The organism is Actinoplanes sp. NPDC051405 (assembly GCF_055586185.1).
This window is the reverse complement of sequence record NZ_JBVJIR010000016.1, coordinates 32,505-55,452: the sequence shown is the minus strand read 5'-3', so window position 1 is coordinate 55,452 and position 22,948 is coordinate 32,505. Positions and strand designations below refer to the sequence as shown.

General features: G+C 68.6%; 21 protein-coding genes, 1 tRNA gene and 1 pseudogene. 14 read left to right on the top strand and 9 right to left on the bottom strand.

Annotation, left to right across the window (positions count from 1 at the left end):
- Positions 1-156 precede the first annotated feature (156 nt).
- Both ACZ6S4_RS30695 and ACZ6S4_RS30690 read right to left on the bottom strand, forming a co-directional pair.
- Entirely contained in the window at positions 157-702 is a 546-nt protein-coding gene (locus ACZ6S4_RS30695; protein ID WP_465478249.1) for a hypothetical protein, read from the bottom strand.
- Between the two features lie 106 nt (positions 703-808).
- Positions 809-1,435 carry a maleylpyruvate isomerase family mycothiol-dependent enzyme gene (locus tag ACZ6S4_RS30690; RefSeq protein ID WP_465478248.1) on the bottom strand — a complete coding sequence of 209 codons (627 nt, stop codon included), beginning with the start codon at positions 1,433-1,435 and terminating at the stop codon, positions 809-811.
- Between the two features lie 53 nt (positions 1,436-1,488).
- On the opposite strand from ACZ6S4_RS30690, the gene ACZ6S4_RS30685 reads away from it, so the two are divergent.
- Both ACZ6S4_RS30685 and ACZ6S4_RS30680 read left to right on the top strand, forming a co-directional pair.
- Positions 1,489-1,944 carry an NUDIX domain-containing protein gene (locus tag ACZ6S4_RS30685; RefSeq protein WP_465478247.1) on the top strand — a complete coding sequence of 152 codons (456 nt, stop codon included), beginning with the start codon at positions 1,489-1,491 and terminating at the stop codon, positions 1,942-1,944.
- Positions 1,941-2,765: a TIGR02569 family protein gene (locus ACZ6S4_RS30680; protein ID WP_465478246.1), complete on the top strand. Its 825-nt coding sequence runs from the start codon at positions 1,941-1,943 to the stop codon at positions 2,763-2,765. Before ACZ6S4_RS30685 ends, ACZ6S4_RS30680 begins: the two co-directional genes overlap by 4 nt.
- Positions 2,766-2,831: 66 nt before the next feature.
- Here the strand turns inward: ACZ6S4_RS30680 and ACZ6S4_RS30675 are convergent, their stop codons facing one another.
- The gene (locus ACZ6S4_RS30675) at positions 2,832-4,142 is read right to left on the bottom strand and encodes an alpha-hydroxy-acid oxidizing protein (protein ID WP_465478245.1); all 1,311 of its coding nucleotides are present in this window, start codon (positions 4,140-4,142) and stop codon (positions 2,832-2,834) included.
- A 141-nt stretch (positions 4,143-4,283) separates the two neighbouring features.
- Here ACZ6S4_RS30675 and ACZ6S4_RS30670 point away from each other — a divergent pair, with 141 nt between their 5' ends.
- Together ACZ6S4_RS30670 and ACZ6S4_RS30665 are read left to right on the top strand one after the other, a co-directional pair.
- On the top strand, positions 4,284-5,153 hold the full coding sequence (locus ACZ6S4_RS30670) for a helix-turn-helix transcriptional regulator (protein WP_465478244.1): 870 nt from the start codon (positions 4,284-4,286) through the stop codon (positions 5,151-5,153).
- Between the two features lie 7 nt (positions 5,154-5,160).
- Positions 5,161-5,541 carry a VOC family protein gene (locus tag ACZ6S4_RS30665; RefSeq protein WP_465478243.1) on the top strand — a complete coding sequence of 127 codons (381 nt, stop codon included), beginning with the start codon at positions 5,161-5,163 and terminating at the stop codon, positions 5,539-5,541.
- A gap of 9 nt (positions 5,542-5,550) precedes the next feature.
- Here the strand turns inward: ACZ6S4_RS30665 and ACZ6S4_RS30660 are convergent, their stop codons facing one another.
- Both ACZ6S4_RS30660 and ACZ6S4_RS30655 read right to left on the bottom strand, forming a co-directional pair.
- On the bottom strand, positions 5,551-6,021 hold the full coding sequence (locus tag ACZ6S4_RS30660; protein ID WP_465478242.1) for an SMI1/KNR4 family protein: 471 nt from the start codon (positions 6,019-6,021) through the stop codon (positions 5,551-5,553).
- Positions 6,022-6,052: 31 nt separating this feature from the next.
- The gene (locus tag ACZ6S4_RS30655; RefSeq protein WP_465478241.1) at positions 6,053-6,904 is read right to left on the bottom strand and encodes an LPXTG cell wall anchor domain-containing protein; all 852 of its coding nucleotides are present in this window, start codon (positions 6,902-6,904) and stop codon (positions 6,053-6,055) included.
- Positions 6,905-7,455: 551 nt separating this feature from the next.
- On the opposite strand from ACZ6S4_RS30655, the gene ACZ6S4_RS30650 reads away from it, so the two are divergent.
- The 3 genes from ACZ6S4_RS30650 to ACZ6S4_RS30640 all read left to right on the top strand — a co-directional run bounded on the left by ACZ6S4_RS30650 (position 7,456) and on the right by ACZ6S4_RS30640 (position 11,917).
- Positions 7,456-9,021: a dolichyl-phosphate-mannose--protein mannosyltransferase gene (locus tag ACZ6S4_RS30650; RefSeq protein WP_465478427.1), complete on the top strand. Its 1,566-nt coding sequence runs from the start codon at positions 7,456-7,458 to the stop codon at positions 9,019-9,021.
- Positions 9,022-9,336: 315 nt separating this feature from the next.
- Complete coding sequence (locus ACZ6S4_RS30645) at positions 9,337-11,445, top strand: galactose oxidase-like domain-containing protein (RefSeq protein ID WP_465478240.1); 2,109 nt, start codon at positions 9,337-9,339, stop codon at positions 11,443-11,445.
- A gap of 79 nt (positions 11,446-11,524) precedes the next feature.
- Positions 11,525-11,917, top strand: coding sequence for an ester cyclase (locus tag ACZ6S4_RS30640; RefSeq protein ID WP_465478239.1), 393 nt, complete (start codon positions 11,525-11,527; stop codon positions 11,915-11,917).
- Positions 11,918-11,932: 15 nt separating this feature from the next.
- Here ACZ6S4_RS30640 and ACZ6S4_RS30635 read toward each other — a convergent pair whose 3' ends face one another.
- Positions 11,933-12,577: a hypothetical protein gene (locus ACZ6S4_RS30635; protein ID WP_465478238.1), complete on the bottom strand. Its 645-nt coding sequence runs from the start codon at positions 12,575-12,577 to the stop codon at positions 11,933-11,935.
- Between the two features lie 181 nt (positions 12,578-12,758).
- Here ACZ6S4_RS30635 and ACZ6S4_RS30630 point away from each other — a divergent pair, with 181 nt between their 5' ends.
- From ACZ6S4_RS30630 to ACZ6S4_RS30600, 7 genes and pseudogenes are all read left to right on the top strand, one after another.
- Positions 12,759-13,643: a hypothetical protein gene (locus ACZ6S4_RS30630; protein WP_465478237.1), complete on the top strand. Its 885-nt coding sequence runs from the start codon at positions 12,759-12,761 to the stop codon at positions 13,641-13,643.
- Between the two features lie 144 nt (positions 13,644-13,787).
- On the top strand, positions 13,788-14,138 hold the full coding sequence (locus ACZ6S4_RS30625; RefSeq protein ID WP_465478236.1) for a hypothetical protein: 351 nt from the start codon (positions 13,788-13,790) through the stop codon (positions 14,136-14,138).
- A gap of 89 nt (positions 14,139-14,227) precedes the next feature.
- A complete protein-coding gene (locus ACZ6S4_RS30620) occupies positions 14,228-15,196 on the top strand; it encodes a hypothetical protein (protein WP_465478235.1) in 969 nt (322 codons plus the stop codon).
- Positions 15,197-15,558: 362 nt separating this feature from the next.
- Positions 15,559-16,536, top strand: a pseudogene (locus tag ACZ6S4_RS30615) (tetratricopeptide repeat protein).
- Entirely contained in the window at positions 16,511-18,061 is a 1,551-nt protein-coding gene (fxsT, locus tag ACZ6S4_RS30610; RefSeq protein ID WP_465478234.1) for an FxSxx-COOH system tetratricopeptide repeat protein, read from the top strand. Before ACZ6S4_RS30615 ends, fxsT begins: the two are co-directional and overlap by 26 nt.
- Positions 18,061-19,665 carry a tetratricopeptide repeat protein gene (locus ACZ6S4_RS30605; RefSeq protein ID WP_465478233.1) on the top strand — a complete coding sequence of 535 codons (1,605 nt, stop codon included), beginning with the start codon at positions 18,061-18,063 and terminating at the stop codon, positions 19,663-19,665. Before fxsT ends, ACZ6S4_RS30605 begins: the two co-directional genes overlap by 1 nt.
- On the top strand, positions 19,662-20,108 hold the full coding sequence (locus ACZ6S4_RS30600) for a hypothetical protein (protein WP_465478232.1): 447 nt from the start codon (positions 19,662-19,664) through the stop codon (positions 20,106-20,108). The genes ACZ6S4_RS30605 and ACZ6S4_RS30600 overlap by 4 nt, the downstream gene beginning before the upstream one ends.
- Positions 20,109-21,781: 1,673 nt before the next feature.
- Here ACZ6S4_RS30600 and ACZ6S4_RS30595 read toward each other — a convergent pair.
- From ACZ6S4_RS30595 to ACZ6S4_RS30585, 3 genes are all read right to left on the bottom strand, one after another.
- A tRNA-Val gene (locus tag ACZ6S4_RS30595) sits at positions 21,782-21,853 on the bottom strand.
- 59 nt (positions 21,854-21,912) lie between these two features.
- Entirely contained in the window at positions 21,913-22,377 is a 465-nt protein-coding gene (locus tag ACZ6S4_RS30590; RefSeq protein ID WP_465478231.1) for a peroxiredoxin, read from the bottom strand.
- A 76-nt stretch (positions 22,378-22,453) separates the two neighbouring features.
- On the bottom strand, positions 22,454-22,885 hold the full coding sequence (locus tag ACZ6S4_RS30585) for a DUF3052 domain-containing protein (protein ID WP_360820325.1): 432 nt from the start codon (positions 22,883-22,885) through the stop codon (positions 22,454-22,456).
- Positions 22,886-22,948 lie beyond the last annotated feature (63 nt).

The following is a 22,948-nucleotide window of genomic DNA, read 5'->3' as shown; positions in this document are numbered from 1 at the left end:
GGTGCACCCTTTCCGCCTGCGGTTGGCTGAGCGGGCCCGGACGCCGAGGGGGGTACGCCCGGGCCCGCTCACCGGCGGAGCCGTCCGCCGGTACCTGGAGGAATCGGGTGGGTGCGGGGCTACCTGAGCTCACCTCCGGGTGCAGCGCGGGTTGCATCACGCCGCCTCGGCGACCACCTCCGTCCCCTCGCCGGGACCGCCTTCCTCCGCCGCGGCGACCGGCACTCCGTCAGCGGTGATGAGGCCGAGGTGCTCCAGCCGGGCGAGGATGCCTCCCCGGCTGCGGCCGAACTCCTCCATCAGCTCCCTCGGGCTCGCGCCCGCCCGGTGCCGCGCGACCAGCCGCTCGTCGTCCTCGGCCGACCACCGCGTGCCTTGGTTACGGTGGCGCTTCGGCCGCTCCCCGGACGTCGCCCGCGCCGGTGTCACCGACGACAGGCGTTGCCGGCGCAGCGCCGCCAGGCCGGCCAGGGTCGAGGTCAGCGCGTCCGCCACCGGGGCGAGGTCGGCGGGTGAGATCCCTCCGCTGATCTCGCTCACCACCTCGCCCGTGGGGCCCCAGCCGACCAGGGACAGGCCGATGCTCTCGTCGCCCGTGCCGGACGCGGTGAGCTCGTAGACGTGCGGTCCGATCGTCAGGTGCCGCTCGAGGCTGAGGTGCGGACGGTTGTCGTTCTCGGGTACGTACTCGTTGTCATCCATGCCGCGACGCTATGACCGGCGACTGACATTTTTGTCCCCGGCGTGGCGCGCGGTTCGGGGACATCCGCGCGTCCCGGACAACTATCCGAAGACATGCCGATCCGGCTCAGCTCAGCCGGTTGCGCAGGATCGGCACGCCCGGCCCGTCCAGTTCGCTCAGGGCCACGCCGCGCCCGGTCATCGCCAGCATCAGCGCCTCCGCCGGCCCGGTCACCAGCGGCCCCGCGCCCACCGACCAGTCCAGATCCGCCGCCTCGAAACGCAGCCCGGCCAGTCGCCGCCTCGGTGCGAAGCCGACCGCCCGGCCGCCCACCAGGAAGTCCAGTGACACCCGCAGCCGCTCCAGCCGCAGCCCGTGCGGCAGGCCCAGTGGCCGGCGCATGTCCTGTCCGTGCACCTGGAGGTCGGTCAGCTGTCCCGGATAGCCCACGATCGGCGGGCGGAACGGGTTCTCCGCGTTGTCACGCAGGCCGCGGGCCAGCTCGGCCGCCGGCTGCTCCGCCGTCAGGACCGCCAGCCGGGCGTTCGTCTTGTGGATGCTGAAGCCGCTGCGGGCGAGCAGCGGCAGCACCGGTGCCACCGGTTTGCCGACCGCCGCCAGCAGGTGGCCGGCCACCTGCTTGACCGTCCATTCACCGCACAGGCTCGGGGTTTCCAGCTGTTCCGGGGTCAGCGACTCCACCAGATCGGCGACGCGGCGCCGCTCGTCGGCGATCGCGGATTGGATATCCACAGGCACAGGCTAACGTCGCCGGCGACCCTCCCGCGGCCCGTACTCTGGCCGCCGTGACGACCGACTGGACCGCCACCTTGCCGGGCAAGCGGATGGGTGCCGCGCTGCTGCTGCGTGACGGCGACGACCGGATTCTGCTGGTGGAGCCCACTTACAAGCCCTACTGGGAGCTGCCCGGCGGGGTGGTCGAGGCCGGCGAGTCACCGCGGGCGGCTGCCGCGCGGGAGATCACCGAGGAGCTCGGGCTCGGCGTGATGCCGGGGCGGCTGCTCGTCGTCGACTGGGTGCCACCACGGGACGCTCGCACCGACGGTCTGATGCTCGTCTTCGACGGCGGCCGGTGCGGCGATCCGGTGCGGCTGCCCGAGGCCGAGCTGCGCAGCTGGGCCTGGTCCTATCCCGGCGAGGCCGCGCAACGGCTGCTTCCCCTGCTGGCCCGCCGCGCCGCGGCCGCTCTGCGCGCATTGCACACCAGCACCACGCTCTATCTGGAGGACGGTCACCCATGACAGATCAAGGGCCGCCGCCCGAGGTGCGGGCGGCGTTCGACGCGCAAGGCGAGGCCGTACGGCTGGCCGGCGGCAAGGGCGGCACATGGCGGATCGGCGACCTCGTCCTCAAGCCGTCCGAGGGCGACGAGGAGGTCCGCTGGCGCAGTGACGTGCTGGCCGCCCTGCCGGAGTCGCCGCACTTCCGGATCGCCCGGCCGGTGCGCGCCGCCGACGGTGACTGGCTGGCCGGTGGCTGGGAGGCCGCCCGAGCCGTCGCCGGGCAGCCGGACCAGCGCCGCGTCGACGACGTGATCCGGACCGGGGCCGCGTTCCACGAGGCGGTCGCCGCCGTGCCGCGACCTGCGCTGCTCGACACCCGCGACAACCCCTGGGAGTACGGCAACAAGCTCGCCTTCGGCGACGACCTGCCCCCAGCGCGGCGCAGACCTTCCGCCCTGCTCGACCAGTTGCTGGAGTCCCGGCAGCCGATCGCGCTACCGGAGCAGATCGTGCATGGCGACCTGCTGGGCAACGTGCTGTTCGCCGACGGCCGCCCGCCCGCGGTGATCGACTGGCCGGCGTACTGGCGGCCGCCGGCGTGGGCGTCGGCCGTCGCCGCGGTCGACGCGATGGTGTGGCACGGCGTCGGCACAGGGGTGATCGAGCGGTGGGCGCACCTGCCGGAGTGGGGCCAGTTGCTGGTCCGGGCCGCGGTCTACCGGCTCGGCACCTGGGACGCCGCGGGGTGGCCGCAGGAGCCGGAGGAGCCGTACCGGCCGGTCGTCGCGGCCATCGTCGGCTTCGTGGCCGGTCGGACGAGTTCGAGCAAGGTGCGGTAGTGGGTGTCGAACGGCTCGGCCGCTCGGCGGTGCACCCGGCCGTCGAACTTACGAACCACGTCGACCTCAGCCATGCGGCGCACTCTGCCGGCTGTCCCGCCGCAGCAGGTCCCGGGTGATCGCCGCGATGCTCGGGGCACCGGTCAGGGCCATGGTCAGGTCCAGCTCGGCGATCACGTTGCGGATCACGTCCTCGACGCCGCGCCGGCCGGCCAGCGCGAAGCCGTACAGGTGCGGGCGGCCCAGCAGCACCGCGTCGGCGCCGAGCGCCAGGGCCGTGAAGACGTCCGCTCCGGTACGGATGCCGCTGTCGAACAGCACCGTGGGCTGCGCGCCGATCCGCTCGCGCACGGCGACCAGCGCGTCCAGCGCGGCGACGGCGTTGTCGACCTGCCGGCCGCCGTGATTGGAGACCACGATGGCGTCCACGCCCAGGTCCAGCGCGCGGCGGGCGTCGTCGGGATGCAGGATTCCCTTGAGCACGATCGGCAGCCGCGTCCGGTCGCGCAGGGTCGCCAGGTGTTCCCAGTTCAGCCCCGGATTGGAGTAGATATCGAGGAATGTCTCGACCGAGGCGCGCGGGACGGGCGAGCGCAGGTTGCGCCAGAACGGGCCCGGGTGGTTGCGGGTCATCGCGAGCAACGCGCGAACGGCAGCAGGCGTCACCCGTACCGGTGCCTTGTCGGGCTGGGGTGCCGCCAGCCGCTCGGTGACGATCTGCCGGAACCGCGGGTCGGAGGTGTACTGCGCGATGCCGAGACCCCGGCTGAACGGCAGCGACCCCAGGTTGAGGTCCTGCGGGCGCCAGCCCAGCACGGTGGTGTCCAGGGTGACGACCAGCGCGCCCGCGCCGATCGCCTCCGCCCGCTGGATGAGGCTGTCCACCAGGCGTTCGTCGGTGCTCCAGTAGAGCTGCACCCAGCGCGGGGTCTCGCCCATCGCCGCCGCGCACTCCTCCATCGGGTTGCAGCCCTGGTTGGAGAAGACGTAGGCGGTGCCGGTGGCCGCGGCGGCCCGGGCGATGGCCACGTCACTGTCGCGGCCCATGAGCGCGGCGGCACCGACCGGCGCGAGCAGGATCGGCGTGGTGTGCCGGGCGCCGAGCAGCTGCACCGAGAGGTCCCGTTCCACGGCGCCGGCGGCCATCCGTGGCACGATCGCCCACTGGTCGAAGGCCGCCCGGTTGCGCCGCATCGTCCGGCCCTCGCCGGCCCCGCCCGCGACGTACGCCCAGGCTTTTCTGCTGCTCACCCGGCGGGCCCGGCGCTCGAGCTCGGCGAAGTCGGCCGGCACGACCGGCCGCCGGCCGAGCGTGCCCTCGCGGTAGATGGTCGCCAGGCGGGCCAGCCCGGCGCCGGGGGTGACGGCGGCCGCCATGCGCGCTCCTCGATCAGGTGGCCGGGCGGAAGGCGCCGGCCTGTGCCCGCCACGCTAGATCGCGGGCCCGCCGCTGTTCCAGGGGAGGCGGGTAATGACAGAACCTCCATCGCCGGCCGGCCCGCCCGTACCGTGGAGTGCGTGGACAACCGCAACGACATCCGCGAGTTCCTCGCCTCCCGGCGCGCCCGGATCACGCCCGAGCGGGCCGGCCTGCCGAACTACGGCGGCCACCGGCGGGTCCCCGGGCTGCGGCGCGAGGAAGTGGCTCTGCTCGCCGGCGTGAGCCCGGACTACTACACGCGGCTCGAACGCGGCAACCTCGGTGGCGTCTCCGACAGCGTGCTGGACGCGATCTGCCGCGCGCTGCAGCTCGACGAGGCCGAGCGGGCACACCTGACGGACCTGGCCCGGGCCGGCAACACCCCGTCGCGGGCCCGGCGGCGCCCGGTCACGCTGAGGATCCGCCCGGGCGTGCAGCAGCTGCTCGACGCGATGACCGACGCACCGTCGTTCGTCCGCAACGGCCGGCTCGACGTGCTCGCCGCCAACAAGCTCGGCTACGCGCTGTACGCGCCGGTCTTCGACCATCCGGCCCGGCCGTCGAACCTGGCCCGCTTCGCGTTCCTGGACCCGCGGGCGACAGACTTCTACCCCGACTGGGAGGACGCGGCGAACACGACGGTCGCGCTGCTGCACACGGAGGCCGGGCGGGACCCGTACGACCGGGGGCTGACGGACCTGGTCGGTGAGCTCTCCACCCGCAGCGAGACCTTCCGGACCAGGTGGGCCGCGCACGACGTACGCCTGCACCAGACCGGGACGAAGCACCTGCGGCACCCGGTCGTCGGCGAGATCAAGCTCGGCTTCGAGGCGATGCCGATGCCGGCCGACCCGGGCCTGACGCTCACCGCCTACAGCGCCGAGCCGGGCTCACCGGCCCAGGACGCGCTGCGCCTGCTGGCGAGTTGGTCGGCCACTGCGGCACAGAGCGTCACCACCGGGCCATGATGGGGGCATGACCACACACTGGACGGTGAGCGGGGACGCGGCGGACCCACAGCGGCTCGCGCGGTTCTGGGCGCTGGCGCTCGGCTACGTCGACGAGCCGGGCTACGACTTCGCCGACGGCGCGGCGCTGATCGACCCCGAGGGCCGGCTGCCGGCGATCAGCTTCCTGCGGGTTCCGGAGGGCAAGACCGCCAAGAACCGGCTGCACCTCGACATCCGGGTCGCTGCTGGGCAGCCGATGGATCCAGCGGTACGCGAGCAGCTCATCCGCGTGAAGGTGGCCGAGCTCGTCGCCGCCGGCGCGACCGCCGTCCGCGAGGAGTCCTACGGTCACCTGGACCACGTGGTCATGCAGGATCCCGAGGGCAACGAGTTCTGCGTCGCCTGAAGATGGCCGCTACTCGTCGTCGTCCGGCTCGAGACCGCTCATGAACTGCGCGAACGAATCGGCGACCCGCCGAGGCAGCCGGTCTTCGTCGACGTACACGACCGCGGGCTCGCCGGCGGGTCCGCAGCCGGAGTAGTCCAGCATGACGGTGTCGGGGCCGGCCGAGGGCGTCACGCCGATCACCACCCCGACGTCCGGGTAGTCCCACTCGGCGATCAGGTACGCGGACTGAGCGTCGGCGCCCTCGGCGTATCCGACGCCCAGCAGGACGTCCACCGCAAAGTGATCAGCCGCCCAGGACGTCCGGAAGCTCGTCGGATGACGCGTGTCCCGCAGCACGCCGCCGTTGCGCAGTCGCAGCAGGTCCACGTACGCCTGCGGCAGCCGCACGCCTAGAGTCGCCTCGGCCTGCCGGACCATGTCCCCGGTCAGCGGCGGTCCGGTCCACTGCGCCGGACCGTCGTCGAACGGCGAAGTCATGCGATTTCCCCTCGGCGGGCAAGATCTCCGGTCAGGCGGTGAAGCTCCTGCGGCGACGCCGGGCGACCACCAGGGCCCCCGCGCCACTGAGCAGCAGCGCGGCGCCGATCCCCGCGACCGTCGCGGTCTGGCTGCCGGTGACCGGCAGCCCGCCGCCACTGCCGTCAGCCGGTTCCGTGGTGGCGGGCGCCGCTGTCGGCTCGGTCGTGGCGGGCGTCGCAGTCGGGGTCGCGGTCGCGGTGGCAGTCGGGGTGGCGGTCGGCTCGCTCGTCGGCGGGAGGACCAGCTTGACCCGCGCGAAACCGATCGCCCGCGGCTCGGCCGGGACGGGCAGCTCGCGCACTGTGAGATCGATGCCGGCGCCGGGGCCGGGAGCGGGCGTCGTGCCGCGGCCGCTGTCCGCCTTGGCCAGCGCCTCGATGCCGCCCTGCCGGTCGGCCCAGGCCTTCGAATACCACTGGAAGATCACCGAGGACCAGCGGTCGGCCCGCGCCTGCGCCGCGGCGGCCACGGGGAACGACGCGAGAGCGTACGTCTTGCCGACGGCCAGCTCCCGGCCGATCTCGCACCAGGCACCGTCGAGATTGGAGTCGACGTAGTACTGGCAGTTGCCGAACTCCTTCGGGAGGTCGACGTCGTTGACCACGCGGACGTTGACCACGACGCCCGGCAGGGGCTCGGTGCCGAGGTTGGCCACCCCCAGCACGACGGGGACGGTCTCGCCGGGCTTGACCGGGTAGGAGGCGACCTTGCCGTCACTGTCGAGCTCGGTCAGCGCGGCAAGCTTCGCGGTGTCGGCGTCGGCGGCGTGTGCGACCGCCGGGACCGCGAGCACACCGGCGGTCAGCAGGATGGCGCCGAGCGCGCGTAGGCGAAACGTCATGGCAAACACTCCCCGTGGATGATCAGCCGCGCCACCATAGCGAACCCCGATCGATCCGTCTGCCCGTGAATGCGCGAGCGGAACCGGAGCCGACGAGACGGCCACCCGTTCGGGCGAGCCCGCCGATCAAGCCGGTTACATCTGGCCGCACCTCGGTGGACACGGTGACACCATCTTCGTTGCTTGAAGTGCGACGGAAAGACCCCCACGTGGCTGCCGTTGGTGGCGCCCGCTGTCGCCATCTCGTTCGTGGGTTTCCTGGTGTTGAAGGTCGCGGCCTCCCGCATGCGCTCTTCTACAGCAACGCCGGCCTGATCTACCGGCCGGACCGCCCGCTGGCGGCTCCGCGGATCCGCCTGGTCTTTGCGACGATCACGGTCGCGTCGTACGTCGTCATCATGTCCGGGCACATGGGTTCACCTGGTACATCTCCTGGCCGCTCACCCACCGCAGATTCGTCTATGAGCGGCCGGGCGGCCTCCTCCCCCGTTAGCAGGGAACTCCGGCAATCGAGGCGATCGGACCTCGACGGCGGACCCTACGATCGCCCGGTGACGATCGCGGCGGCAGCTCGGACTGCGCTCACCCCGCCCCCACCTGCGCCGACCGGTGCCGCGGGAATGGGCGGGGTGCCCGACATCGTGCGGCGGCGGCTGGCGACGTTGCAGAACTGGCTCGATCCGTACTCGTGGGCGGTCACCGCGGTCATCGTGGCGATGGCCGCGATCCTGCGCCTGAACGGGGTCAGCAGCCCGCGCCGGCTGATCTTCGACGAGAAGTACTACCCGACCGACGCGTGGGACATGCTCCAGCACGGCGTGGAGTGGGACGAGAAGGCCAACGGCCCCGCGTACGTCGTGCATCCGCCGCTGGGTAAATGGTTGATCGCGCTCGGCGAGAAGGCGTTCGGCAACAATCCGCTCGGCTGGCGTTCTTCGGCCGCGATCGCCGGCACGCTGATGATTCTGATTCTGATCCGGGTCGCGTACCGGATGTTCCGCTCGGTCCTGCTGGCCGGAACGGCCGGCCTGCTGATGACGCTCGACGGCTTCCAGTTGGTGCTTTCCCGCACCGCTCTGCTCGACATCTTCCTCGGGCTGTTCATCCTGGCGACCTTCGCGGCGGTGCTGCTCGACCGCGACCATTACCGTCGCCGCCTGCTGCGCGCGCTCGAGAACGGCTACGACCCCAGCAGTACCCCGAAAGTCCCGCGGATCGTGCCGTGGTGGCTGCTCGTCGCCGGCGTGCTGTTCGGGCTGGCCTGCGGGGTGAAATGGAGCGCGCTGTTCTTCCTGCCGTTCCTGGCCGCGCTGATCGTTGCCTGGCGGGTGGGCGCTCGCCGTTCCGCCGGCGTCCGTGGCCCGCTCATTGCCGGCATCGTGGGTGATCTGGGCTGGGGCCTGCTGAGTTTCGTCCTGACGGCCATCTTCTATCTGGCCTCGTGGACGGGCTGGTTCGTCACTGACTCCGGCTATTTCCGGCATTACCGCGAGCAGAACGGTCTGAGCGAACCGCCGATTCTGGGCCCATTGCTCAATCTGCTGCATTACCACTCGGTGGCGTACACCTTCCACAGCGGGCTGACCGATCAGCATTCATCGCAATCCTGGCCTTGGCAATGGCTGTTGCTGGGCCGCCCGGTGCCGTTCTATTGGGGCACGGGCGACTGCGGCGCCCCGAGCTGCGCCCGCGAGATCCTGCTGCTGGGCACGCCCATTCTGTGGTGGTCGTTCCTGCCCGCGCTGGGCGCGCTTTTGTGGTTCGGCATCGCCCGGCGGGACTGGCGGGCCCTGGCCATCGGTACGGGCGTGATGGCCGGCCTGCTGCCCTGGTTCTGGTACGCCGTCAAGGACGGCCGGACGATGTTCGCTTTCTACGCGCTGCCCGCCCTGCCCTTCCTGATCCTGGCCGTGGTGTACGTCCTGGGCGCGATCATGACACCGGCGCGGGACGAAGCCGGCCGTCCGGACCGCCGGTTGATCGGCACGATCGTCGCAACCGGATACGTGGTCGCGGTCGCCCTGTGCTTCGCCTATTTCTTTCCGATCTTTGTCGGCCAGTTGATGACCTACGACAGCTGGTACGACCGGATGTGGCTGGGCACCCGCTGGGTCTAGTTCGGAATTTCCGCCTTTTTCAGCCTGTGTAACGGCTTGCCGCAGGACCGTGCGGAGCCAATTGCCCACTCGCCATCCGACGTTGTCCGTTCGGTTGTATCACGTGCCCGGATGGAGTCGCGAATCAGACCTAAGGCTTCGCCAACAGGCATTGATGATCAATTTAATCAGAGTTAAGGTGGCGCGACTGAACACATAAGACGGTCAGCGAGACGACATTCGCGGAGATCGCACCAACGGGGATACAACTCGACGTGGGTTCCGGCGCGCCGTCCACAGCTGCTGATCATTGGTCTCCGGCGAAAGGACCCTGCCATGCGTACCCGTCGTAGGTTGATCTGGTCTTCTCTGTTGTCGGCGGCATTACTTTTCGGCGGCTCGGCAACAGCCGCCGGCGCACCCGCCCAGCCGGCGGCCGAGCCGCACGCCCACACCCACGAGCACGCCCATGAGCACGCTCACCTGGCGGACGACGCCGAGCACATGGCCGAGGACCTCGTGGGCACGCCGATGCGGGAAATCGAGCAGAAGACCGGAGAAAAGGCTAGACAGATCGAACGCCGAACCGGGGTACGGCCCGGAACAGCGCGCGCCGACAACAGGGCCCTGGCCGTTGATCCGGGGCAGTCGGGAGCGTGGAGCCCGGTCACCGCCACGTCGGTCGTCCCGGTGTTCCAGGCGGTGCTGCCGAACGGCAAGCTGCTGATCTGGGACTCCGTCGGCGACAATGCGGCCGAGTCCTATCCGAATCACACCTTCACCCGCGCCATGGTGTGGAACCCGGCCGACAACACGACCAAACGGGTCGACCTGCAAGGCTCCAACATCTTCTGTGCCGGCTTCGCGCACCTGGCGAACGGCAACATCCTGATCGCCGGCGGAAACGCCAACGCGCAGCTCGCCGGAACAGTCCGCACCTACGTGTTCAACTGGCAGACCGAGACGTGGACCCGCGGCAAGGACATGGCCGCCGCCCGCTGGTATCCGTCGGTGGCGCAGATGGCCAACGGCGAGGAGGTCATCATCGGCGGTGGACCGACCACGGCCGAGGTGTACCAGGCGAACGGCGCCATTCGCGCGCTGACCGGTTTCACGAAATACGGCGCTCGTCTGTATCCGTTCATGGGCTCGCGTCCCGACACCCAGCTCGGGCTGATCGGCCCGTACACGACCGGATACACCATCAACACCCCGGGAAACGGCGTGATCACGGGGACATCGACCCGGGACGCCATCACCCGGGACTACGGCAGCTTCGCCACGTACGACGTGGGCAAGTCGATCGTCGTCGGAGGCGGCAACATCACCGAGGGCGGCGTCGCGAAGGTCCCCAGCCGGACCGCGGTCGTGCTGAACAGCACCACCGGCCTGGTCCCGACCACCGCAGCGACCGGCTCCATGGCGACCGGACGCCGGCAGCACAACGCCACTGTGCTCGCTGACGGCTCGGTGCTGGCGACCGGCGGCATGACCAGCGCGGCGACGTCGAGCCTGGTCGACCTGAACCACGCCGCGACGGCAGCCGAGCGCTGGGATCCGGTGACCGGCCAGTGGACGGTGCTGGCGAGCGCGAGCCGCATCCGGCAGTACCACTCGACGGCGGCGCTGCTGCCGGACGGACGGGTCATGACCGGAGGCGGCGGCATCTGCGGCGTCTGCATGACCGCGGGATACCTGGAGAAGAACATCGAGTACTTCAGCCCGCCGTACCTGTTCAAGAAGGACGGCACCGGCGAGCCGGCGACACGTCCGACCATCTCGGCGGCACCGGCCAGCGTCGCCATCAACACGAACTTCTCGGTCACGGTCGGCGACGCGACCGACATCAGCAAGGTGGCACTGGTCGGCCTCAGCGACGTGACGCACGGCGTGGACCAGGGGCAGCGCTACGTCCCACTGAAGTTCACGGCGTCCGGCACGACACTGACGGTCACCGGCCCACCGACCGGCGGCGTGACGCCCCCCGGCTACTACATGCTCTTCGTCATCAACTCCGAGGGCGTGCCGTCGGTCGCCAAGATGGTGCAGGTCGCCAAGAGCCCGAACCCGCTGATGAGCGGCGTCAAGAACGGCACCCAGTGCATCGACGTACCGTCGTCGGCGCTGGCGATCAAGACGTATCTGCAGGCGTACACGTGCAACAACACCAAGGCGCAGGCGCTGACCCGCCTGCCGAACGACAACACGCTGCGGGTGCTGGGCAACTGCATCGACGTACCGTCGTCGACGTACGTGACGGGCCAGAAGATCTGGACGTACCGTTGCAACAACACAGCGGCTCAGACGTGGCAATTCCGTACGGACGGTACGATCCGACCGCTGGGCAATACGGCGTTGTGCCTGGCTGCGGCCTCGACAGCCAGCAAGGCGGCGATCATGATCGCCACCTGCAACGGCAACGCCCTCCAGAAATGGACCTGGTGACGACCACAGACGAAATCGAGCGATGGGCGCGGCAGGTCACCGACCTACGCGCCCATCGCGCGCAGGGAAGGAATCTCCGATGAGCGCCACTGACCTGCGCAGGATCTATCGCGACTACCTCGAGGCAGTCAACGCCCGGGAGCTGCACCGCATGGCGGAGTTCGCGCACGACACCATCGTCTTCAACGGCGAAACCGTCACCCGCGACGACTACACCGCCGCGTTGCAGGAGGCCATTGACTCGGTGCCGGACCTCACCTACCACCTCGAGGACCTGATCATCGAGGGCGACCGGGTGGCGGCCCGGCTGACCGACACCGGCACTCCCGTGAAGGAGTGGCTCGGACTCCAGCCCACCGGCCGCGACATCACCTTCACCGAGTACGCCTTCTACCACTTCCGCGACGGCCGCTTCGAGCGCATGTGGTATCTCCTCGACGCCCAGGCCATCGAGAAGCAATTGACAGCCTGAATTTTCTGGTTGCTGTCAGCGAACGACCGGAAGTGGCCGCCACGACGGGGATTCGGCCTGCGCCCTCTGCGCCTCAAGCCCAACTCGAGGATCGCCGGCGTGAAGTCCCGACCACCAACGCTCGCCGTCGGCGACGAAATCCTCCAGCGCCACCGGAGTCCCATCGGCGCGCAGGACCCGAAGCCCTTCGAATTCCACGACACCCTCGATGCAGTAGGCGACCGGATCGCCGTCCTCCTCGCGGCCGCACTCATTGAACCAGTACAGGCTGTGCCTCGCCGGCGTCGACGCCAGTTCAAGGTCCAGGCTCAGGAGAGCCGGCCAGTCGTCGATCAATTCGGGCCCGTCCAGGAACCGCCAGCCATACATGGAACCGGACCAGGACAACGAGGCCAAGAAATCATCCACCGATTTCAGATCGGGCAAGGGCACGGCCGGCCCATAGGCGTCCGTCCCGATCCGGTCGCGCCGGAGCAGAACCCGCACCCTCGACGGCTCGGACAGGACGAGCATTCTGCGGGTGTCCGGATCAACCGGACCGCGCTCAGGCACCGAGAGGACGTGCAGCAGCAGCACGATGCTTCCTGATCGCTCCTGAATGCCCACCACGTCGGACTCGTTCAGCGCGACGTCGAGCTCACCCCACCGGAACTCGCCCACAACTATTGCCCTTCCATCATGAGACTTGATCTTTGCATCAACCGGCGGCAGAAGCTCGGCGACAACGGTGACTCGCCCTGCGGTCCGACGGTCCTCGGCGTTGCCCAGGGCAGGCCCCTCAGAGTCATCAAACTCCAGCCAGTGGCTCCGGGAGCTGGAAGAATCCCTTCAGGTGCGCCCCTTGAACGCGGCCAGAACCGCATTCGGTGTTGCCCTCATCGTCACCGTTGCGGCGCATCTTCTTGAGGAAGACGGCACGCGGTACGCCGCCGAGGTGGCGACGATGCTGGCGTTGGCGGTCTGCGCCGGGCTGGCCGGCCCACCGGCACAGCGTCAGGTGCGCCTGATTCTTGTCGCCTTCTGCCTTCTGCTGGCTGCGGCAGCCGCGGTCGAGCTTGTCAGACACACGATGCCTGTGCCCCCTCTGAGCCCCTTGGATCGCAACGGCTGCCCGACCGATACGAATCCGAGCTACTGGCGCGCGCAGCTGCGCTACGCACAAGTCAGTGAAGTCCTGCGGTTCGCCGCTGCTGCCTCAGCGACCTACGCCGTGGTCAGATCATCCCGGCGGCCGCGCAAGCGGTCGCGGCCCGTGCGCATCGCCACCATGGTGATACTGGCCCTGCTGACACTCATCGGGCTCTTGCCCCTCGCCCAAGCCGCTGACGAGTCCGGGCTGCTGGTCGCGGCGGCACTGGGAGTGTTGCCGCTTCTCATGGTCGTCGTGTTGACCATCACCGCGTTGAGCCGTGTGGGCGGACGGTCGGACCACGCAAGCGTGCTCCTAGCTGTCAGCGCCGTCACGATGCTGCTCTCGGCGGTCATCGCCGTCGATGCTCTGTCAGATATTGAGCGACAGACGACCGTCCCCGACAACACCAGCCGGGCAGTAATCCTGGTCTGCTCCTTAGCGATCGACGCGCCACCTGCGCCGTTGACAACCTCCGCTGTTCTCTGGGCCGGAGCCGCCGTGCTGTTCTTCGCCGCGCCGGCCCTCTTCGTCTGGTCAGTCCTCAACTTGGGCGCACCCCGGCCGCCCGTCTTCGAGCATGAAACCGTTGGTTAGGCGCAGCAGCCGACCGCTCGCGCATGCTCTTGGAGACGACCCGCATCCGCCCCTGGGCCGGCGGCGGATCGGGCTCGGGCCCGCAAACTCGAACCGCCGCGCGGTCGTTAAGGTGCACTCCCCACCCAGCGGCGAAGGACACCGATGGACAACCGCACAGACCCGGTCGAGATCATCGCTCGAGTGTCAGAAAACGACGGCAAGGAGCGCGCCTTCGAGGTCTGGCTGTACAAGGCCACCAAAGAGGGATGGTCTGTCACGGTCGAGGCCACCATGGTCGACGAACCTGGCGACCAGTGCGGTACCGTAGACATCGAGGGTCTCAAGTACTGCGTCCGCCACGCCAAGCGAGTCCGCGAGCGCGTCGGTTACGTCCAACCCGGTCGAGACCTGACCGCCGCCGCTCTGGACATAGCCACAGGCGAGTCCGACGATATTTTCTGGACGTGGGAGTTCGGCCACGCGGCCTGGGCCGACCCCATCGTCGACCACTGACTGACCCGGCTGCGTGGACCTGATGCAAAGCGTCATCCACTGCGTGAAGCCGGACGGCTACAACCGTCGAAGGGCCGTACCCTGCCGGGGTGATCACACAGCTCCTCGCCGCGGCCGGGCGTCGTCGCCGGGGCATCCTGGCCGTCGGTCTCCTCTTGTCGGTCGGCTACGTCCTGGCCCACCTCTGGGTCCCGGACCTCGGACGACGCACGTTTCCGGCAATGGTCGCCACCATGGCGGTCCTTCTCCTGATGGGCGTCGTCGCGGCGTCCTGGAGAGGGCCGCGGTCTTTCGTGGTCCAGCCACCCGTGCCGGCATTCGGCACTCCACCACAGCCGACGTTCGTCTTCATGGCGCTCGCCTTCCTCGTGCTGAGCACCGGAATGGCGGCCAACGTCGTCCGGGACCGGGCATCGGAGTCATTCCTGCCGGATCAGCTCATCGAGCTGGCTTACCCGTGCATCGCCATCACGTGGGTCGCCCGCGCGTGGCGGGATTCGGGTGTGCAGCTTCGGCCCGATGGTCTGTGGCAGCGAGGAGCCTTCGGTTCGCTCGTCGTGCCCTGGGACGCCTCACCCACCGTCCCGACGTTACCGCCGGACCCGAGCGCGAAGACCGTGCGGCTGACCTACAGCCGCCCTGACCTGGTGCGTCGACGCGGCCTCCACCGGTACCGAAATCGGCTGCGTACGGACGCCATCGACCCGCGGTTCGTCTGCGCCGCCATCCGGTACTACGCGGCGCACCCCGAGCATCGCCCGGCTATCGGCACGCAGGCCGAGTACGACCGCGTCCTGCCGATCCTTGTGAACTCACTCGACTGGTCACCGCCACACATGGTGGGCGCGGTGGGTTTCGAACCTACGACCCCTCGCTTGTACGATCGATCGACGTTCGTCCAGGTACGTCCGGGGCGGTACGCTGACCGCCCTCGACCAGGGGTGCGGCACAGACAGCAGGCGTTGGCGGACCTCGACGAACACCGGCGAACGTCGGCCGGATTGAGCCGAACTGAGACGACGACTGAGACGGGGACGCATTCCGGCCATCGGGAGTAGCGCACGCTCGGCGTAGTGGTGTTCGCGAACGTTCGGCGGTGCCTCCGACCTGCGGATCGAACGCCAGACGGCCGCCGGCGGCCCCGGCTAGACGGCCGCGAACGAGACGCAGACTGAGACGGGCCGACTCGGGTAAGGCCGGCGGCTGCCTCCGCCCTGCAGCCGGAGACTTACTTCCAAATCACTCCCATTCCCTTCTTTCAGTTCGGCGATCGGCAGCGGATTTGCAGCCCAAGCCCGCAACAGGTGCTGACCTGCAGCGGAGGTAGCCGGGGAGGCAATCGCCGCCGCGTATCCTTCGCAGGGTCCGGATCAATGTGCCGCTTTCTGGCGGGGATCGCTCCCGCAACGTGAGGTCCACGATGGAGCTAGATGACTTCGATCCGCATGCCACAGCGTTGAGCCTGCTGCGCAGCGAGGCGCCGCCGACGATCATGGGTGCGCCGGAGGATTGGCCGCGGTGGGATGTGCTGCTGCCGCATGTGCTGGCGGCGACAGATCAGATCGGCGAGACCGGTCATCTGTCGCTTCCGGGCCCGGGGCGTGAGCAGGCGGTACGGGACTGTTCGTGGCTGCTGGATCGTGCCGCTGCCTTTCTGCGGGTCCATGGACGGCCCGGCGAGGCCCGACCGCTCGCCGAACGGGCCCTGGCCATCGACGAGGCCGCCTACCGCCCCGACCACCCCGATGTCGGCATCGACCTGAGCATCCTCGCCCTGATCCTGAAGGATCTCGGCGAGCTGCCGGACGCCCGCAGCATGACCGAACGGGCCCTGGCCATCTATGAGGCCGCCTACGGCCCCGACCACCCCTATGTCGGCACCGCTCTGAGCAACCTCGCCCTGATCCTGCAGGATCTCGGTGAGCCGGCGGACGCCCGCCGGCTGGCCGAACGGGCCCTGGCCATCGACGAGGCCGCCTACGGCCCCGATCACCCCGATGTCGGCATCGACCTGAGCATCCTCGCCGGGATCTTAAAGGATCTTGGTGAGCTGACGGACGCCCGCCGGCTGGCCGAACGGGCCCTGGCCATCGACGAGGCCGCCACGGCCCCGACCACCCCAACATCGGCATCGACCTGATGCATCCTCGCCGGGATCCTGAAGGATCTCGGCGAGCTGCCGGACGCCCGCAGCATGACCGAACGGGCCCTGGCCATCAAGGAGACCGCCTACGGCCCCGACCACCCCGCGTTGGTGTTGCCCGGGCAAGCCTGGCCTAATTCAGCGGAAACGGTCGCGTGGCTCTCGGCGGGATTGAGCTTCAGCCCGTTGGGTGTACAGACGGCGGTGTCCGGTGTGGAACTGTGTGTGGGTGACGATCGAGGGTGCATCGGCTGAGTGGGATTTCTTCGTCTCGTACACGCAAGCCGACCGTTCCTGGGCTGAGTGGATCGCGTGGGAGCTGGAGGAGAACGGGCACCGGGTGTTGGTGCAGGTGTGGGATTTCGTGCCGGGCGCCAGCTGGGTGCAGGGCATGCAGAACGGTGTGACCCGAGCCTCGCGGATGATCGCGGTGCTATCGCAGGCGTACCTGTCGTCGGTGTACGGGCAGGCCGAGTGGCAGGCGGTGTGGGGATCCGACCCGTTGGGCGACGAACGGAGGTTGCTGACGGTCCGAGTGCAGGACTGTGAACGTCCCGGCCTACTCGGACCGGTGGTCGGGATCGACGTGTTCGGCGTCACGGAAGCCAAGGCACGGGCTCGGCTGCGGGCCATGGTGGCCCGTGCCGCCGCCGGCCGGGCTAAGCCCGGCGAGGGGCCGCTGTTCCCGCCGTCGCAGCGGGCGATTCCGCACGAGGCCCGGTTCCCGGGAGCGATACCGCAGGTGTGGAACGTCCCGGCGCGCAACCCGAACTTCACCGGCCGCGCTTCCGCCCTGACGGCGCTGGCAGAGGAACTAGCCACGGCGGGAACGATGACCGTGACCTCGGTGCGCGGTATGGGCGGAGTCGGTAAGACCCAGCTGGCCAACGAGTACGCCCACCGGCGCGCCACCAACTACGACCTGGTGTGGTGGATCGCCGCTGAGGAGCCGGCGCTGATCGCCGATCAGTTCGCCAGGCTTGCCGCCGCGATGGGGCTGGAACCTGGCCAGGACGCCGATACGGTGCGGTTGGAGGTCCATCAACGGTTGCGGGAAGTGCCGAGCTGGTTGCTGATCTTCGACAACGCGGACACGGTCGAAGATATCCGCGGGTGGCTACCGCCTGCGCTGCGGTCGCCGGGAATGGCGGGTCATGTGCTGGTGACGACCCGGCGGGACGGATTCACCGTGCTGGGCGAAGTCTACGATTTGGACGTCGTCGACGAGGCGGAGGCGCTGCAAATCCTGCGGGCCCGGGTGCCGCAGATCGGCGAAGAGGTGGCTGGGCAGATCGCCGAGGAACTGGGCCGACTGCCGCTGGCTTTGGAGCAGGCGTCGGCCTACATGACCCGATCACAGCTTCCGCCCGGCGACTACCTGCAGCTGTTGCGGACCAGGGCCCAAGAACTGTACGGCCGGGGCCGGGTCGCGTCCCGCGAAGAAACCGTCGCGACGCTGTGGACGTTGAGCTTCGACCGCGTCGGCCAAGAGGAGCCTGCGGCGCTGCAACTGCTGGCCATCTGCGCCTATCTAGCGCCGCTCCCTATCCCGCTGGACCTGTTCACCGACCACCCGGACCAACTCAGCCCGCCGCTGGCCACCAAGGTCACGGACCCACTGGCCTTTACCGATGTCCTGGCCACCATCGTGGACTACTCCCTCGCCAAACGCGACGTCGACGGCCTGCTGCTGCACCGGTTGGTACAAGGCGCCCTACGGCTGCGCTACCCGGCCGAAGGCCACCCCCAGCCGACCACCGGCCAGGACATGACCGCCTGATGACCACCCCCGACTTCGATCCCCATGCCACAGCGTTGAGCCTGCTGCGCAGCGAGGCGCCGGCGACGATCATGGGTGCGCCGGAGGATTGGCCGCGGTGGGATGTGCTGCTGCCGCATGTGCTGGCGGCGACAGATCAGATCGGCGAGACCGGTCATCTGTCGCTTCCGGGCCCGGGCCGTGAGCAGGCGGTACGGAACTGTTCGTGGCTGCTGGATCGTGCCGCTGCCTTTCTGCGGGTCCATGGACGGCCCGGCGAGGCCCGGCCGCTTGCCGAACGGGCCCTGGCCATCGACGAGGCCGCCTACGGCCCCGACCACCCCAACGTCGGCACTGACCTGAGCAACCTCGCCGGGATCCTGCAAGATCTTAGTGAGCTGGCGGACGCCCGCCGGCTGGCCGAACGGGCCCTGGCCATCGCCGAGGCCGCTTACGGCCCCGACCACCCCGATGTCGCCGCCGACCTGAGCACTCTCGCCCTAATCCTGAAGGATCTTGGTGAGCTGGCGGACGCCCGCCGGTTGACCGAACGGGTCCTGGCCGTCACCGAGGCCGCTTACGGCCTCAACCACCCCGACGTCGGCACCGCCCTGAGCAACCTCGCCGTGATCCTGCAAGATCTCGGCGAGCTGGCGGACGCTCGCCCGCTGACCGAACGGGCCCTGGCCATCGACGAGGCCGCCTACGGCCCCGACCACCCCAACGTCGGCATCGACCTGAGCAACCTCGCCGGGATCCTGCAAGATCTTGGTGAGCTGGCGGACGCCCGCCGGCTGGCCGAACGGGCCCTGGCCAGCGCCGAGGCCGCTTACGGCCCCGACCACCCCACCGTCGGCACCCGCCTGAGCAACCTCGCCCTGATCCTGAAGGATCTTGGTGAGCTGGCGGACGCTCGCCGATTGGCCGAGCGGGCCTTGGCGGTTACCGAGGCCGCTTACGGCCCCGACCACCCCACCGTCGGCACCCGCCTGAGCAACCTCGCCCTGATCCTGCAAGATCTCGGCGAGCTGGCGGACGCCCGCCCGCTGACCGAACGGGCCCTGGCCATCGACGAGGCCGCCTACGGCCCCGACCACCCCAACGTCGGCATTGACCTGAGCATCCTCGCTGTGATCCTGAAAGATCTCGGTGAGCTGGCGGACGCCCGCCGGCTGGCCGAACGGGCCCTGGCCATCACCGAGGCCGCCTACGGTCCCGACCACCCCGACGTCAGCGCCCACCTGAACAACCTCGTCGTGATCCTGCAGGATCTTGGTGAGCTGGCGGACGCCCGCCGGCTGGCCGAACGGGCCCTGGCCATCGCCGAGGCCGCCTACGGCCCCGACCACCCCACCGTCGGCATCCGCCTAAATAATCACGCCGGGATCCTGAAGGATCTCGGTGAGCTGCCGGACGCCCGCCGGCTGGCCGAACGGGCCCTGGCCATCACCGAGGCCGCCTACGGCCCCGACCACCCCACCGTCGGCACCCGCCTGGGCAACCTTGCCCTGATCCTGCGAGACCTTGGCGACCCGGCTACCGAAGGTTCGGTTGGACAACGACGGACAGATCAGACGGGACGGTCGGACGGGGCGCCCCGCGCAGCCGATGAGGAGTCGACGTGAATCAATCCGAGACCGCAGTGCTGGCGTACTGGGGCGAACATCGGGATCAGCTGCGGCAATCGGAAACCCAGCGAGCACTGCTCACGAACTATCTGCTGGTGATCGCCGCGGCGTTGAGTGCCCTGATCGTGCAGCAGCGGTTCGCTGCCGAGACCTTGCCCTTGTCCGTCCTGATCTCTCTGGTAGGCGTGTATGGGGCGGTGGCCGTCGCCAAGTACCACGAGCGTGCCGAGTACCACCTGATGCAGGCACGAGCCCTGACACGCGTACTGACAGACATGGGTGCCCTCGCCGACCGTGACACGCTGGACGAGTCCCGCAAACAGCACTATAGGCGATATCCGCGGCTGCACCGGATCCGCTTGCACAGCCTCTGGACCGGGCTTCACGTGGGCATCGCCGTGTACGGCATCACCCTGGTGATCATCACGCTGGCACGGTAAACACGCCCGTGAAATGCCGGTCGGTTCGTTCAATTCGGTTGGACAAGGGACCAAACGCCTTCGCCTCCGGAGGGCGCGAGTATGGAGTACGGGGGACGCACCTGATCTGCATGGACGACAAGGCATAAGGCCACCTCTGGCGAAGTTGACCACGCATTTTCCGCAGACGTCCCCGACCAAGGGAGAGACCGTCGATCACCGATCGCTATCGCAAGTGAGTCGCACGCCTGAAGGAAGGACTCTGCATGCTCCTGAGCTTCAGTTGGAACGAGCTGGACGCCTTGGGATCACTCCTCGGGGGTGTCTTTGGCGCCGCAGCAGCCGCCGCTGGCGACGATCAGGACGAGCCGAGCCCGTACGCCTGCTTGCAAGCGAAGAGCGCCGCAACTTTCGCCTGTAGCCCAAGGCGTTCCCGGAGACACCCGCCCGTCGACGCGTCGCTTTGTCGTCATCGCCGAGACCTGCTGGTGCGCAAGCAACCTCTGCTAGAAAGCAATCAGCTTGGGAATCGTATTGATTTAGTAATTGAGGCTTGTGGCCACCAGGTGGGCTTGTGTCTCGCCCGAGTTGAACTGTGACCTGTCCAGCCCCATGTTGACCTCTGATTACCAGCGATCGGCCACGTGACGGGCACGTCCTGTCGATCCTGCGATCTACTCAATACGGGTGCCTACTACTACAACTGCATACACGCTGGCCTGTTTAATTATCGATCGCTACGCAGGTTCTGGCAGCTCGAACGATTCCATCCGAAGCGTCGCGATACAGGGTAGCGCACATATTTCCGGCCGGAAGATATGTACTGGGCAGAGTTGGCTCCGTGTACGTCCGAGACCCCTTTGCTGTGCAGTTCCTGCGGTCTCCCTGCCTGTGGTAGGTCTGCCTGCCGTTGCTATAAGCGTCGAAATCGATCCACCATCCGCAGAGATGGCCAGCGTACTCGAATCCGCTCCGCATTCGCCAAGGCATGTGCCCTCCCGAACCCGCATATTCGTAGACGAGACTGAAGACGCCCTGGGGAGAGCAAATTTTCGTTCCAGGAACGCAGATTGTGCCTCCGAACGTCGTGACTCCGTCACGACGATTGAAGCTGGCGGATGCGGGGGCTGCGGTGGAAAAGATCAACACAATGCCTACGCAGCACGTCACGAAAGCTTGAACAACGCGTCGTGTCTGTTGCCGAGACCTGTTTCTCACGATCCACTCTCCCTATGCCCTCACATCGTTTTCTCTATCGTGGGGTGACTGGGTGGAAGACGTAACGCCCTAGACGAGTGACCCACCGTCGTGTCAAGGCTGCTTTGGCATGGAGGATTCTTGCCGCTGCGGAGTCGGCGATGGGTGCAGCGGCGTGCACCCTCCCACGGGCAGGCCACCGGCCTGCCGCTTGACCGCTGACCGCACAGGGTCGCAGAGGCTCCATCCGTTCAGGGCGGCCGGTTTGTGGCCGTCGCTTGCGACGCGAAGCGCCCTTGATGGTGGAGGGGCGGGCCCGGACACCATGCGCGCCGCCCGCACCTGGAGCTCAACGGCCCGTGACTCGCCCCTACGGCCCGCACCTGGCAGCTGGTTCGCTCTTCCAGGCCGTGCCGGTCGACCGCCTGGCCAAAGCACCCTTAACCACACCGCTTCTACCTGGCGTCGCAGCGGCTGTTCGTGTTGGTGGGGTTGGGTGGGCGCGGTAGGTTTCGAACCTACGACCCCTCGCTTGTAAGGCGAGTGCTCTCCCACTGAGCTACGCGCCCGGTTCCCGTGACAACCGGAGTGGTCATCGTACCCTTCCGGTTTCCGGCGCCCGGAGGGCCTAGAAGATCGTTTCTTTCAGGGTGTCGCGCCAGGTTCTCTGGTCGCGGCGCCGGCCTGGGTCCTGCTCATCGGCGTAGCGGACCACGCCCTCCTTGTCGATCACGAAGGTGCCGCGGTTGGCCACGCCGGCCTGCTCGTTGAAGACCCCGTATGCCGTCGCGACCGCCCCGTGCGGCCAGAAGTCCGACAGCATCGGGAAGGTGAAGCCTTCGTTGTTCGCCCAGATCTTGTGGCTGTAGACCGAGTCCACGCTCACCGTCAGCACCTGCACGTAGTCGTTCGCGTACTGCGGGAGGTTGTCGCGGATCTCGGCCAGCTCCCCCTGGCAGGTGCCGGAGAACGCCAAGGGGTAGAACACCAGCAGGACCGCCTTGCGGCCGGTGAAGTCCGCGAGGGCGACCTCCTGGTTGTTCTGGTCCTTCAGCGTGAAGTCCGGCGCCTGCGTTCCCACCTCGATCGGCATGGGGTCACGATAGCCGGGCGTATGTCGAATGGCCGGTCGCCCGTCCTCGGGGCGCCGGCCGGCAGAAGTGCCGCAGCTACTTCTTCTTCGCGCCTCGCGGGGACACCAGCCGGGCTGCCGTCCAGTCCTTGCCCGCGTTCACCGTCGAGGTCTGCTGGAGGCCGGCAGTCTGCGCGGACTCGCTCACTTCACTCGGCTCGACGTGGCCTTCGCGGCCGGCCTTCGGGGTCAGCAGCCACACCACTCCGGTGTCGGCCAGCGGCCCCAAAGCATTGGTGAGCAGGTCGAACAGGTCACCGTCGCCGTCTCGGTACCAGAGCAGTACCGCGTCGACCACCTCGTCGGTGTCCTCGTCTTCCAGCTCCCCACAACGTTCGGCCAGGGCGTCACGGAGGTCTTCGTCGACATCGTCGTCGTAGCCCATCTCCATGACGACCGAGTCCGGTTCGATCCCGAACCGGTCCGCCGGGCTACGTACGCCGTCGGCCTGACCAGCGGTCGCGCTCACTGTCGAATGCCTCCTTGTTCCGTGGTCGGGACCGATGCCGGTCCCGGTCTGGGTAGTCCACAC

Coding starts and splice junctions, on each gene's coding strand:
- ACZ6S4_RS30665 (WP_465478243.1), top strand. CDS start 5,161: ATGACCACACACTGGACGGTGAGCGGGGACGCGGCGGACCCACAGCGG.
- ACZ6S4_RS30645 (WP_465478240.1), top strand. CDS start 9,337: ATGCGTACCCGTCGTAGGTTGATCTGGTCTTCTCTGTTGTCGGCGGCA.
- ACZ6S4_RS30655 (WP_465478241.1), bottom strand. CDS start 6,904: ATGACGTTTCGCCTACGCGCGCTCGGCGCCATCCTGCTGACCGCCGGT.
- ACZ6S4_RS30680 (WP_465478246.1), top strand. CDS start 1,941: ATGACAGATCAAGGGCCGCCGCCCGAGGTGCGGGCGGCGTTCGACGCG.
- ACZ6S4_RS30605 (WP_465478233.1), top strand. CDS start 18,061: ATGACCACCCCCGACTTCGATCCCCATGCCACAGCGTTGAGCCTGCTG.
- ACZ6S4_RS30660 (WP_465478242.1), bottom strand. CDS start 6,021: ATGACTTCGCCGTTCGACGACGGTCCGGCGCAGTGGACCGGACCGCCG.
- ACZ6S4_RS30640 (WP_465478239.1), top strand. CDS start 11,525: ATGAGCGCCACTGACCTGCGCAGGATCTATCGCGACTACCTCGAGGCA.
- ACZ6S4_RS30695 (WP_465478249.1), bottom strand. CDS start 702: ATGGATGACAACGAGTACGTACCCGAGAACGACAACCGTCCGCACCTC.
- ACZ6S4_RS30590 (WP_465478231.1), bottom strand. CDS start 22,377: ATGCCGATCGAGGTGGGAACGCAGGCGCCGGACTTCACGCTGAAGGAC.
- ACZ6S4_RS30675 (WP_465478245.1), bottom strand. CDS start 4,142: ATGGCGGCCGCCGTCACCCCCGGCGCCGGGCTGGCCCGCCTGGCGACC.
- ACZ6S4_RS30625 (WP_465478236.1), top strand. CDS start 13,788: ATGGACAACCGCACAGACCCGGTCGAGATCATCGCTCGAGTGTCAGAA.